We start from the raw sequence: 12279 nt of genomic DNA, 5'->3' as shown, positions 1-12279 counted from the left end.
AGATGAGAATGGTGCAATATCTCAGTCACTCCTAATCAGTCACCAATCTTAATCATTGCGAGTCAAACCCTGAAGACTAACTTGCAAAATCGACAAACCCAAAATTAGCAAAAACAAAACCAGCCCGATCGTACAAGCATAGCCAATTTCCAAATCCTTAAAAGCCCGTTCGTAAAGATAATAAACAACAGTCTTAGAACTATTGCGAGGCCCGCCCTGAGTCATAATATAAACTTCTTCAAAAACCTTAGTAGCAGAAATCGCCGAAATCACTGCTACCAAAACTAAATAAGGCTTCATCAGGGGCACAGTAATATCCCAGTGCTTTCCCAAACCATCAGAACCATCAATAGCAGCCGCCTCATAAAGTTCTGCCGGAATAGCTTGCAGCCCTGCCAAATAAATTACCATGTAATAGCCCAATCCTTTCCAGATAGTAACTGCCATGACGCTAAAGATTGCTAACTTCGGATTAGCCAGCCAAGAAACAGGAGGTAAACCCAACAATTCCCCCAACTGATTCAGCAGTCCAGTCTCAGCAAACAGCCACTTCCAAGCAATCCCGGCGACAACCATTGAAATCACCGCCGGCGTGTAGTATGCGGCTCGAAACCAGTTCATCCCCTTAAGTTTTTGGTTGCACAAAATCGCCATTCCCAACGGTAGAACAACCAATACAGGCACAACGCAGGTGATATACAGCAGCGTATTCGTCAAAGTTTGCCAAAATGTGCGATCGCCCCACAACCTGTAAAAATTCTTCAACCCCACCCACTGCGGCATTTGAGTTAAATCATATTCGTAATTGGTAAAACTCAAATAAAAAGCTTGCACTGCCGGCCACAAAACAGTCAAACTCAAAATAAATAAAGCCGGAAGCAAAAACAAATAAGGAGTCAGTTTTCGTCGGGAAAAAGTAACAGACATAAATTAATTATTAGTTATTAGTTATTAGTTATTGGTTATAACTGGTTCCCAGGCTGAGCCTAGGAACCAGTTATTTCTTAGTCTGCGGAGGCAGACTTCGTTTGTGTAGACGCGGTTTCAACCGCCGAGTAATCAAGGGGTAACAAACTAATCAGCCTCTACAAACAATTGTTATTTAACTCCCGAAAACAAACCCTGCCAGTCTCCGGGAGAACTGCCATTTTCCCCCTCTTTCACCTCAAAAGTAACGTTGCAAGCTTGCGGTTGTTCCAAAGCCTCCACGCACAATTCTGCAATATCTTCCCGACTGACTTTGCCCCTAATATTGTCTCCTTGCTCAAATATTAAAGCTTTGCCTCCCGCTTCTTCTGTCAAAGCGCAAGGTCTGACAACAGTATAAGGTATGCCGCTCGATCGCACGCAATCTTCCCCTTTCAACTTCCAAGTCAAAATCCCCCCCAACATATCATTCATCCTGACTGCCGGCGGTTCTTCTTCCAAGTTAATTCCCGGTCGGCCAGGACGGGTAACTCCTGCCGAACTCACCATCACAAATCGCGGCAAAGTCTGTCCCCCATAAGCTTTAATAGATTCTAACTCCAGTTGAAAAATACCCGGTGTAAATTTCGGGTTGAGCGCGCCGTCATATTCAAACTTGCTCAACATTAACTGAAAAGAAAAAATACTGCTGCCCTCAAATTTAGAGCCATCCTTAACAGTTTTCGCGCGGAATACTGGAATTAACTCATCAAAAGGAACGGTGATAGTAATCCAGGTATTGTAAACAGTATCAAACGAATAGCAATAGCCAATTCCATCCCATTTAGCTTCGTTGCGAACAATCAATTTGTAGCGCTTGCCGTCTCCTTTGACGCGCAGGTGGAGGCCGCTAAATCCTGTGAGATTGAGCGGAGGATCAAAGTTGCGGGTACGCACCGACGCAAAGCCACCCGAGTTGGCAGTAGAAACATTGCCTGTGAATATAGCTGTATTGTCTGTCAGCCGGATCGAACTTTCGCTAGTGCCGCCCATCACGATGTCGTCCAGGGCCCCCCAAGTTTCTTTTAAATCTTGGCTGGGTTTTGTGAAGTCAAAAATTGTTTTGTCGCCTGGTTGAATTAGCTGGCGGCGAACGGCTTGGACTAAATTATTAAGGCCTTTGTATTCGACTATTTCGGGAACATCGACAACTTCCGGCATATAAAATTTGATGCCTTGATAGTATTTTTCCCTGGTTGGGGTGTCTCCTTCTACTGGTTGAACTTTGGTGCCGGTGCAGCAGATAACTGCTTCCACACCCTCGGTTACTAGCGGTGTTAGCGTCTCTGGCAGAGTGATATCTCCTTCGACTAATTCCACATTATTGCCGAGAATTTCTGTTGCTCTTTTAGCATCTCTGACGAGGGCTCGCACTCTATATCCCCGCTGTTGCAGCCGCTTAACAACTCGTTTCCCGACGCCGCCGGTAGCACCGGCTACCAGTATCAGTTTGGGTTGGTCTTTTTTAGTTTTGCTGCTGCTTCCCAAGAGTTGTTGCAGCCAGCTAATGCTGCCAATGAAGGGAATGACGCCGAAATAAGCCAAGGTTTTGACAAATCTGCCGACATCCCATTGGGCGGTATTTTTTTCAGTCACAGTCGCTTCCTCTGAATTGGCTCAAATCTACTTAGCTGCTTTTGTATTTTAATCGAATTTTCGATTTTTGAATTTTGTAGATTCCCTACCTTCGGGATAGCTTCGCTAGCGCGGACTTTGTTTACTTGACAATGGGTGTGGGATGAGTTTGGCTCAAGGGAATCTCAATAATCAACTCGGTTCCCTCTCCGGGGGCTGAAATGCAAGTCAATTTGCCACCGTGTTGTTCTACCGCAATTTCGTGGCTAATCGCCAAACCTATCCCCGCACCTTTGCCCACCTGTTTTGTGGTAAAAAACGGCTCAAAAATTTTCTGGCGAACTTTTTCTTCCATGCCCCAACCGTTGTCCTTGATCCGAACTGCTACGGCTTTTTCTCGGGGACAAAGTTCAGTCACGATCCGAATTTGTCCGTATTTAACTGGCTCTTCTTTGTCCCCGCCGTGCGACGATAAATTATTGTTGATAAAGGCATCTTCGAGAGCATCAATTGCATTTGTCAGTACATTCATAAATACTTGATTGATTTGAACTGCGTAACACTCAACCAAAGGCAGAGAACCATATTCTTTGATGAGATGAATTGCGGGGCGATCGGGCTTCGGTTTGAGTCGATTACTCAAAATCAACAAAGCGCTATCCAATCCGTCGTGAATGTCAACTGGTTTAATTTCTGCTTCGTCAATTCTAGAGAAATTTCGCAGCGACTGAACTATCTCGCGGATGCGGTTAGCTCCTACTTTCATTGAACCCAGCAACTTCGGTAAGTCTTCAACTATGAACTCTAATTCTGCTATTTCTATTTGTGCTTGAATTTCTGGCGAAGGCGATGGATATTGCTGAGCGTAAAGCTGCAATAAATCGATCATTTTGTGACTGTATTCATTAGCATAGCTAAGATTGCCGTAGATGAAGTTAATCGGGTTAGTGACTTCATAAGCTACTGCCGCCACCAACTGTCCCAAACTTGACATTCTTTCGCTTTGCACCAATTGAGTTTGCGCCCGCTTCAGCTCGGACATTGCTGTTTTTAAATTAGCAGTTTTTTCCCGTTCTCTGGCGACTGAGGCTTCTAGTGCTGTATTTAATTTTTCGAGTTTATCGACTTGACACAGCACTATATTAATCATTGCTTTTTTCAGTTCCAATGCAGCGTCTATTTCGCATTGTTTCCAAGGCAACGATTTGTACCTCACATTTTCTTTCCACAGCTCGAAGGATTTCCGAGGAGACAGTCGAGGGTTGCCATCTTCATCGGTTTCAACTGGTTTGTTGGGGTTGCCCGCCCAATTTACAGTCTTAATTACTTCCGGGCGAAACCACAAAACGTATATTTTCTGAGTCGGCGATATTGCTATGGCCAAACACCCGCTGGCCGTGTCTTTAAATTCCTCAGCTTCTGGATAGCATTTGGTCAGCGAGTCTGTATAAAATATTTCTTTATTTAAATGCTCTTGCACCCAATTAGTTAAGTATTTGAGCGCTTCTCCTTGAGGTGTTTGCCCTACTTGATAGCAATTGTCTCCAAATACTATTGTGGCTCCCTGGGCGTTGACTGCTTCTAGCAAATTATGCTGACATTTAACTAACACTTCTGACAGGTTTTCGGACGTGGATATGTCTTCAAAAATCTTGGTTTGAATTGATTTTAAGTGTAGTTTGTAGTCGTAGTCTTCGTTTCCTTCTTTTGATTGCAGTTCTAAGGACATTACTTGCCCGATAAATTCGCAGGCCGCGCGCAATTCATAGTTGAGGTATTTTGGTGTATAGTTGTGGCAAGCAATCAATCCCCACAGTTTTTTGTCTTTGATTAATGAAATTGACATCGAAGCTGCAACGCCCATATTTTGCAGGTATTCTATGTGAATGGGAGAAACGCTTCTCAACACGCTGAAACTCAGGTCTAGGGGCTGGGGGGTAACAGCATTGTTTCCTGAAACAAGAGGGACGGGTTGATAATTAATATCTGGGATTAACCTCAGCCAATTTAATGCATACAGTTGTCTGGCTTGTTTGGGAATATCTGAACTAGGGTAGTTTAATCCCAAGAAAGGACTTAGATTTTCTGCTTTGTCTTCAGCGATCACAGCGCCGTTGCCTTCGTGGTCAAATTGATAGAGCATAACTCGATCAAAACCAGATATTTTTCTGACTTCTTCTACAGTTATTTGAGATAATTTTTTGAGAGTTTGGGCGCTTTGAATTTTGCTGACCGTGGCTCTCACTGAATGATAAAAACTAAAAACAGAAAGATTTTCTGGGTTGGTGGCTAATTCTAATTCGACCATCAATACTTCTTCTACTCGGTGAAGTATGCAGTCAAATTCTAAATATTTACCTGCGTTTTTGACAACAGTGAGTTTAATGGGATTAACGGTTTTTAAGTTTTCATTAAGCAAACAAAGCTTGAGTTTTTTTAATTGAACTCGATTGAATAATAAGCTCAAATTTTTACCGATCGCACTTTCTGCATCAATTCCTAACAAATCTTGCGTATTTTCGCTGACTTGGACTATTTCTAGTTCAGGTTCTCGTACAACAAGTAGCACCCCGTGTGGCTGAATGTGCCCCGATAGGTGAATGGGTTCTCTGTCGCAGTTTGTCAAGTCAACTTCTTCGAGTGCGGGAATTGTGATTTGTTGATCCATTTGCTTTGTCTTCCGCTGTAAAATTTCGAGAGGGTTCTAATGATTTGAGATTTGATAGCAAATTGGCTTTTCCATAATAATCTCATATTGTTCGATCGCATAATGGCTCGATCCCTGGACGGACACTGAGAATCAATCATCCGAGAATCAGCGCATCAAAAATGATTGAGTCGAAAATCAGCCTGCCGTATGTGTTGCTGTTCTAGCAGCCTCAGCCTTCTAGAAATTTTCCCGACTTGGCTCTTCTATACTATCGCTTCCCGATGTTAATTATCATAGCAATTGTTGCCATTCTTCCAGTATGTTTAATAATTTCCCAAAACTTTAATATTTGTGGTAAAATTTTGCCTGCTGGAAAAGGGGGAGAGAAATGCGTCTCCAGAGCGGCCTAATTACTGAAATATTAAGTTAAAGTAAGGGTGACAAGATCTGAAAGTCAAGTCACGCTAAGCTCTTTAAGTATACCCAACAGGCCCGACAATTAGACTGATGATCGACTTCAATACAGTTACTGAATTTTCTCATACCCACTGCATAGCTATCTGTGCCTTCTTAGTTCCGGCAAACTTGCTGACTACTTTGCAGACAGCGATTTTGATAGGACTAAACCGACCTCGAATACAAGTTTGGGCGTCTGTCGTTGTCGCCAGCCTTTGGGCTACAGCAATGATATTTCACGTTTTTACCTGGTTCGCGATCGGAGTAGTAATGCCTCCGACATACATCTTGCTAGTTATGGCAATCACTTGTCTGACAATCAATGTCTGGGCGATCGCTCATCCTGCAAGCATGATGCAATTAATTCGAGTTGCGGTATCCGTTGTTAGGGGATATTTCAGAAGGAAGAAGGATGTAGTTGTCTAAGAGAGACCGATCTAGTTATCTAGCCACTCAAAAAAATTGGCAGGGGGTAATGTGAAAAAAATCAGGGAAAATATGGGTTTCAGAAGAGTTTTTCGGGAGACAAATCGTGCTTCCGAGGGCTGAGTTTTCAGCGGTTATTCCGGTTCGCGATCGCGACAATCTTCTGCTTCCGGGCCGCGGGGATGGATCGTGCAGTTGAGCAGGTAGCCGCCATCGCTTCTGCCGTAATAGTAGCGGCATCCGATGCAAATTGCGGGAGGTTCGATCGCACTTTGGTAAAGCGGATAATCCGCAGTCGCCAGCAGCGAAAAGTCGCGCTGCGTCTGAACAGTCCCGATAATAGCGCCGGAAAGTTCGACAGCCTGGCGGATGTTTTCGATCCTAGTGTAAGGCGGCAGGTAAATGTCAATACAAAGGCGTATGCCCTGGCTATCGTGATCGTGGCGGGTAATAGTGCCTCCGAGCAAACCGACGCGCGAAGCAATAGCCGAGGAAAATTCGCTCATGGAGGTGCAGTAACCGGAGAAAACGTGAATATGTTCGTCCGTAGTAGCTCTCACAGTCAGGCGAGTGGGAATTCGCAATCTCAGGTAAGCGTCGAGTTCGTCAAAAACCGGTTCGGCGAGGGAGAGCATTTGGTTTGCGTCTTCGTGGTTGAGCCCAAAACCCTTAGAAACCTTGGACACGAGGGCTGCTAAAATATCAAAAACTTCGGTTAAGAGCGATTGTAGCCTGCTATCAATGGCGATCGGACATTCTCTGAGCAGCTTTAAATAGTCCTCCAACCGATGAGCAATGCGCTGAATGCTGCTAAATCCGAGCATAGCTGCTCCCCCTTTAATCGAGTGCGAGGCTCGGATGAGCTGGTGTATTCTTTGGGGATCTGGCACGGTGTTTTGCAGATTTTGCAAGCCTTGTTCGATAATTTGGATCTGTTCTGTGGCTTCTTCGGTAAAGTAGCCGATGATCCGCTGTAGTTGTTCTGGCAGCATAATTTTATTCTCCTAAAGGCAGCCGAGTATTATTAGTCATTACTCAGATCTTTGATAGTTGGGAATCGATATTTCACTGATGAGTTATTGGGGTTTTTAAGCCCTAATTTGTTTGATAAGCAATACCCGGAAAACCCCGTGACTTCAGTCCGGGGATGAAAGGGCGTTGCAGGATTTATCTTGCCTGTTCTCTTTACCTCAATCCTGAATCTAAAATCCAATCTTTTTAATTCAAAAAAAATTATTAAAAAGTTGGACAAGGCAGAACAATATGGTAGACTAAGACAGTCAAGGTTAAACTCCTTTGTCCGAAGTGAAACAGGACATGAGACACACTTTTAGGCATGAACTGGGGGACAAAGTGCGGCGAAAACACTCCTTACAGCCGAAACCGAAAATGTAGGTTTCAATCCAGCAAACATAAACTTTTCTACGCTCGAATTGTTAAGTAGGGTAGGGCATACCCAAACTCTAGATAAATATTCTAGTACGCTTTTGGAGATAGATCCCAAGAGAGTGTTTCTGAATTGGACTCGTCAATTGGTGGTACTCCACGGTTGAAAAGTTTAAGTATTGCCGTGAGGACAGAACATTTTAAGGTCAGTCGCTGAATTAAGAATCCCCTCGGCTTCAGCCAGGGGAGTGTCAATCTGACTCACGGCAAGTGTAGTGGCAATGTCGAAAACTGTTAACTCTTAACTGTTGACAGTAATTTTTTTGGCTCCGACGGTAGCAACCGCTACCCCCAACAGCAGCACCGCAGCACCTGCGAGTACCGCCGGCGCCGGCACTTCCCCAAACAGCAAATAACCCAACCAACTCGCCCCAACCGGTTCAAACAAGATGGCAAGAGTTACCAGAGTTGGGGAAATCTGCATTACGGCCCAGTTCAAAATGGTGTGGCCGACTAACTGAGGCAAAGCAGCCGTTAACAAAATATAAAAATATACAATGTCGGGGTAATTAGTATAAGTAGTGCCGAAGGCGAAGGGGAGAGGCAGCAGGACGATCGCAGCAACAGTATAGGCGATCGCGATATAGCCACCAATTCCCAGTCCCCGCCGCTGAGCTTCCCGGCCCAGCAGCAAATACAAGCTAACAGCCCAGGAACCAGCCAGAGCCAGGAAATCGCCAAGCAGTTGGCTGCTGCCAGCATTAGCTGCGCCCGCACTTCCCACAGCGATCGCCATTCCCCCAGTCAGGGCTATAGTAATGCCAGCGATCGACATTTTGCTGAGTTTTTCGCCGAACCAGAAGCGCGACAAAAGCGCTACCCAGACAGGATTAGTGGTGACGAGAGCAGTCGAGGCGGCGATCGAAGTATAAGAAAGTGAGGTAATCCAGAGAGCAAAATGCAGGGCGAGACACAAACCCGCAGCAGCAGCATAGCGCCGAGCTCCCGGTTGCAGGGCGTTCCACTGAATTTTCCGCCAAGCCGGAAGCAGAATTAAAGCAGATAAAGTCAGACGAGATGCCGCGAGTACCAGACTGAAACCCAAACCGCCCGCCCCTGCTTTCAAGTTAGCCAGCCGAATTAAGATTGAGGAAGTTGAGACGGCTAAAACCCCAATAATTAACACTAGGGCGATCGACCAATTAGGCGTTTGTTTCGGAAGATTCATTTTTTAGGCATTGGGCATTGGCCAAACAGGGCATTGGCCAAACAGGGCATTGGGCATTGCGAAAATTTACAAAGCAATTTTCGCACAAATTATGAATAATTTCTATTCTCTTCTTCTCCTCTCCTCTCCTCTCTTCCTTCGTGTCCTAGCGCTAACGCGCCGCTTCGCTAACGCGCCGAAAGCGGTTCGTTAAACAAAGCCCGATCGCGAAACAAAAAAAAATCCTATACTCAATACTTCTAAATGTAGAGCGCGTCTAAAATTACCTGACCTCTGTTATAGTTTCAATATCGCAAAAAACTAATTACCCACTTACAATTTATAACTATCTATGGCTCCTACAGTTTTGATTACAGGCGCTTCTCAAGGAAGTGGCAAAGCAACAGCAATTTTATTTGCAAGTAAAGGTTACGATGTAGTGATGGTAGCTCGCCAGCCAGAGAGATTGGCAGCAGCAGCGGCTCAAGTGCAGCGAGAAGGCACTTCTGCGGTAGCTATTCCGGGGGATGTCGGCGACATTCACCAAGTGCGCGCGATCGTCCAAAAAGCTCTAGATACCTGCGGCAACATCGATGTTTTAGTTAACAATGCTGGCATTTGTCTCACGGGGGCGATCGAGCACACTACCTCCGAAGACTGGCAGCAATTAATGAATACCAATTTTTGGGGATGCGTTAACACAATTCAAGAAATGTTGCCACATTTTTTGGAACGAAAAACAGGGACAATTGTCAATGTTGGTTCCATAGGTGGTAAAATGCCTTTGCCTCAAATGACTGCTTATTGTGCCAGCAAATATGCAGTAACCGGTTTAACAGAAAGTTTGCGATTGGAATTAGCGCCTCAAGGTATTCACGTTTGCGCCGTGCATCCGGGCTTGATTAATAGCGATTTTTTAGAAAGAGCTCAATTTCGCGATCGAGACGAACCTGCAGTCGAATTACGCCGTCAGCAAATGAGCAAAATGCTGAAATCTGAGTGGGCAACTCAGCCGGAAGATATTGCTAAAGCTATCTGGGATGCTGTGAAAAATCAGCGTGCAGAAGTTACCGTCGGCCCTGCTTTTTTGGCATCGGAAGCTTATCGGTTGTTCCCCGGTTTGATGCAGTGGGCAATGGCAAAGGGCAACTGAAGAACAGGCAAGATGCCTGTTCCACAAAAACTGAGTTTTTTTTGTGGAACGGGCCGGAGAGCCCGTTCTTGAGATATAATTAATCAATTAGCTGCTTCAAAGCAAAGAATTAGCACTAATAAAACGGCCGTTTAAATCGGCTGGGGTCACATTCAAAACAGTACCCAACAAAGCATTAGTAAAACCAAATCTAATATTAGTAGCTTCCACACGGCCGTTGCCATCGGGATCGAGACTTTGCCGCGAGATGCCACCCTTGGCTAACAAACTCGTTCCCCCGGTTATAGTTGCAGGATCGATCAGCAGCAGTCTCGGATCGTTCAAGCTATAACTTACCTCTTCCAAGGAGATATTGCTGCTCGTAAATGCCACACTAATTCCAATCGAATCGCTAGACTTATCAAAATCCACAATTACCGCGTCAGAAACTTCAATTCCAACTACTCTGCTTCCCGCTTGATCGACTCTCAGAACAAATACATCGCTCCCTGCACCACCTTGGTAAATATCCACCTCTATGTCGCCAATTAAAGTATCATTGCCATCACCGCCAACTAACAAATCAACACCTCGTCCACCTCGCAGGAAATCATTTCCCGCACCCCCATTAAGGAAATCGCTATTTCTATCTCCTGTCAAGAAATCGTCGCCAGTTTCTCCCAAAACATCGTCATCATCTTTGCCCGCGTAAATAGAATCATTGCCGACACCGCCTAAAAGACTGTCTTTACCATCGTTGCCGAAAATCCGTTCTGCATCTGACGAGCCCCTGACAGTATCATTGCCACCCAGCATCCAAAGTCCCCCAGAAAAACTAGCAAGTTGTCCTGGTGCAAGTGTAATATTTTCAGGAGAATTATCTCCTACCAAACGAGAGATGCCTGAATTATCTGGGGTGAGTACCATATTTGTAAACTTGGTGCGATGTGAGCATGGATATTGTGCAATATTCTACAGCTTATTAGGGTGCGCCAGAACACAGTTACTTCCTCACTCGCGATCGAGCAATCGCTGGCGCACCCTACTAGACAGCTCGATCGCTCCATCTTGGCACAAGCCTGATGGAAAGATCCTAGATTAAAATAAAAGTTAAAATTTGAGCCGATGCCAATTATCGTAGTTGAAGACTTGAGCAAAGTTTATCCGGTAGCGATTAAAGAACCGGGACTTAAAGGCACAGTGCGGCACTTTTTTAGTCGCACTTACCGCAATATCAAAGCAGTTGAGGGCATTTCTTTCAGTATTGAACCGGGGGAAGTCGTGGGGTTTCTAGGTGCTAACGGTGCGGGCAAAACTACTACGCTGAAAATGCTGACGGGTTTGATTTATCCGTCTGCGGGTACGGTGAGTGTGTGCGATCGTACTCCTTTCCGTCGGGAAGCAGATTTTCTGCAAAAAATTACCTTAGTGATGGGGCAGAAACAGCAGTTAATTTGGGATTTACCAGTGCTTGACTCTCTGCGAATCAATGCCGCTGTCTACGGCATTCCCGATGCAGATTATCGACGGCGAGTCGGAGAATTAACAGAGATGCTGTCACTAGAAGGCAAGTTAAATCAGCCGGTACGAAAGCTTTCTTTAGGCGAACGGATGAAAGCTGAATTGATGGCAGCCCTGCTGCACCAGCCGGAGGTATTATTTTTAGATGAACCGACTTTAGGTTTGGATATAAACGCACAGTTTAGCGTCAGGCAGTTTCTGCGAGAATATAACGAGCGCTATCAAGCAACGGTGCTGTTGACGAGTCATTACATGGCGGACATTACTGCTTTGTGCAAGCGCGTTTTGTTAATCCATGAAGGGCAATTAGTTTATGATGGCAGTTTAGACGGATTGCTGGATAGGTTTGCACCTTATCGGGAAGTTCAGGTAAAATTAGCTAAGCCGCTGGCCAAAGATAGTGCTTTTGCTTACGGGGAGGTAGAATCTATTGAGGGACAATCGGTGCGGTTTTTGGTGAAAAGGGAAGAGTTGACGGTGAGTGTGGCGAAGATTTTGGCGGAGTTGGAAGTGATAGATTTGACTGTTACTGATCCGCCAATTGAAGAGGTAATTGGTAGAGTTTTTCGCACGGGAAAAGTTTAATGTTTTTGGCTGGCTTCATTCTCCATAACAGGCAAGATGCCTGTTCCACTAGAGTTCCAATATTTTGTGGAACGGGCATCTTGCCCGTTGCTAATACCGAAAAATTGAACAGGCAAGATGCCTGTTCCACTAGAGTTCCAATATTTTGTGGAACGGGCATCTTGCCCGTTGCTAATACCGAAAAATTGAACAGGCAAGATGCCTGTTCCACTAGAGTTCCAATATTTTGTGGAACGGGCATCTTGCCCGTTGCTAATACCGAAAAATTGAACAGGCAAGATGCCTGTTCCACTAAAGTTCCAATATTTTGTGGAACGGGCATCTTGCCCGTTGCTAATACCGAAAAATTGAACAGGCAAGATGCCTGTTCCACTA

Annotated in this window: 9 protein-coding genes and 1 pseudogene; 3 read left to right on the top strand and 7 right to left on the bottom strand. The window is 45.1% G+C overall.

Annotated elements, in window-relative coordinates:
• Nucleotides 1-48: 48 nt before the first annotated feature.
• From QUB11_RS09575 to QUB11_RS09565, 3 genes are all read right to left on the bottom strand, one after another.
• Nucleotides 49-927 carry a sugar ABC transporter permease gene (locus QUB11_RS09575; RefSeq protein ID WP_333206873.1) on the bottom strand — a complete coding sequence of 293 codons (879 nt, stop codon included), beginning with the start codon at nucleotides 925-927 and terminating at the stop codon, nucleotides 49-51.
• Between the two features lie 171 nt (nucleotides 928-1098).
• Entirely contained in the window at nucleotides 1099-2562 is a 1464-nt protein-coding gene (locus tag QUB11_RS09570; protein WP_333206872.1) for a CIA30 family protein, read from the bottom strand.
• 121 nt (nucleotides 2563-2683) lie between these two features.
• Nucleotides 2684-5209: an ATP-binding protein gene (locus QUB11_RS09565; RefSeq protein WP_333206871.1), complete on the bottom strand. Its 2526-nt coding sequence runs from the start codon at nucleotides 5207-5209 to the stop codon at nucleotides 2684-2686.
• A gap of 489 nt (nucleotides 5210-5698) precedes the next feature.
• Here QUB11_RS09565 and QUB11_RS09560 point away from each other — a divergent pair, with 489 nt between their 5' ends.
• Entirely contained in the window at nucleotides 5699-6073 is a 375-nt protein-coding gene (locus QUB11_RS09560; protein ID WP_333206870.1) for a hypothetical protein, read from the top strand.
• Between the two features lie 134 nt (nucleotides 6074-6207).
• Here the strand turns inward: QUB11_RS09560 and QUB11_RS09555 are convergent, their stop codons facing one another.
• Both QUB11_RS09555 and QUB11_RS09550 read right to left on the bottom strand, forming a co-directional pair.
• Nucleotides 6208-7065 carry an Hpt domain-containing protein gene (locus QUB11_RS09555; RefSeq protein WP_333206869.1) on the bottom strand — a complete coding sequence of 286 codons (858 nt, stop codon included), beginning with the start codon at nucleotides 7063-7065 and terminating at the stop codon, nucleotides 6208-6210.
• Between the two features lie 695 nt (nucleotides 7066-7760).
• Entirely contained in the window at nucleotides 7761-8687 is a 927-nt protein-coding gene (locus tag QUB11_RS09550) for a DMT family transporter (RefSeq protein ID WP_333206868.1), read from the bottom strand.
• Nucleotides 8688-9018: 331 nt separating this feature from the next.
• Here QUB11_RS09550 and QUB11_RS09545 point away from each other — a divergent pair, with 331 nt between their 5' ends.
• Nucleotides 9019-9819, top strand: a complete 801-nt coding sequence (locus QUB11_RS09545; RefSeq protein ID WP_333206867.1) for an SDR family oxidoreductase — start codon at nucleotides 9019-9021, stop codon at nucleotides 9817-9819.
• Nucleotides 9820-9915: 96 nt separating this feature from the next.
• Here the strand turns inward: QUB11_RS09545 and QUB11_RS09540 are convergent, their stop codons facing one another.
• Complete coding sequence (locus QUB11_RS09540; protein ID WP_333206866.1) at nucleotides 9916-10725, bottom strand: calcium-binding protein; 810 nt, start codon at nucleotides 10723-10725, stop codon at nucleotides 9916-9918.
• A gap of 198 nt (nucleotides 10726-10923) precedes the next feature.
• On the opposite strand from QUB11_RS09540, the gene QUB11_RS09535 reads away from it, so the two are divergent.
• Nucleotides 10924-11904: an ATP-binding cassette domain-containing protein gene (locus QUB11_RS09535; protein ID WP_333206865.1), complete on the top strand. Its 981-nt coding sequence runs from the start codon at nucleotides 10924-10926 to the stop codon at nucleotides 11902-11904.
• On the opposite strand, the pseudogene QUB11_RS09530 reads toward QUB11_RS09535, so the two are convergent.
• Nucleotides 11901-12279, bottom strand: a pseudogene (locus QUB11_RS09530) (hypothetical protein); the annotation flags it as partial. The gene QUB11_RS09535 and the pseudogene QUB11_RS09530 overlap by 4 nt on opposite strands.

The sequence above is a fragment of the Microcoleus sp. B6-A1 genome, from assembly GCF_036705085.1.
In the GTDB taxonomy this organism is placed as follows: domain Bacteria; phylum Cyanobacteriota; class Cyanobacteriia; order Cyanobacteriales; family Microcoleaceae; genus Microcoleus.
This window is presented reverse-complemented; position numbering and strand designations above follow the sequence as displayed.

What these genes read in the sequence shown, in the direction of transcription:
- QUB11_RS09575 (WP_333206873.1), bottom strand. Translation starts at nt 927, where the DNA reads ATGTCTGTTACTTTTTCCCGACGAAAACTGACTCCTTATTTGTTTTTG.
- QUB11_RS09565 (WP_333206871.1), bottom strand. Translation starts at nt 5,209, where the DNA reads ATGGATCAACAAATCACAATTCCCGCACTCGAAGAAGTTGACTTGACA.
- QUB11_RS09560 (WP_333206870.1), top strand. Translation starts at nt 5,699, where the DNA reads ATGATCGACTTCAATACAGTTACTGAATTTTCTCATACCCACTGCATA.
- QUB11_RS09555 (WP_333206869.1), bottom strand. Translation starts at nt 7,065, where the DNA reads ATGCTGCCAGAACAACTACAGCGGATCATCGGCTACTTTACCGAAGAA.
- QUB11_RS09550 (WP_333206868.1), bottom strand. Translation starts at nt 8,687, where the DNA reads ATGAATCTTCCGAAACAAACGCCTAATTGGTCGATCGCCCTAGTGTTA.
- QUB11_RS09545 (WP_333206867.1), top strand. Translation starts at nt 9,019, where the DNA reads ATGGCTCCTACAGTTTTGATTACAGGCGCTTCTCAAGGAAGTGGCAAA.
- QUB11_RS09540 (WP_333206866.1), bottom strand. Translation starts at nt 10,725, where the DNA reads ATGGTACTCACCCCAGATAATTCAGGCATCTCTCGTTTGGTAGGAGAT.
- QUB11_RS09535 (WP_333206865.1), top strand. Translation starts at nt 10,924, where the DNA reads ATGCCAATTATCGTAGTTGAAGACTTGAGCAAAGTTTATCCGGTAGCG.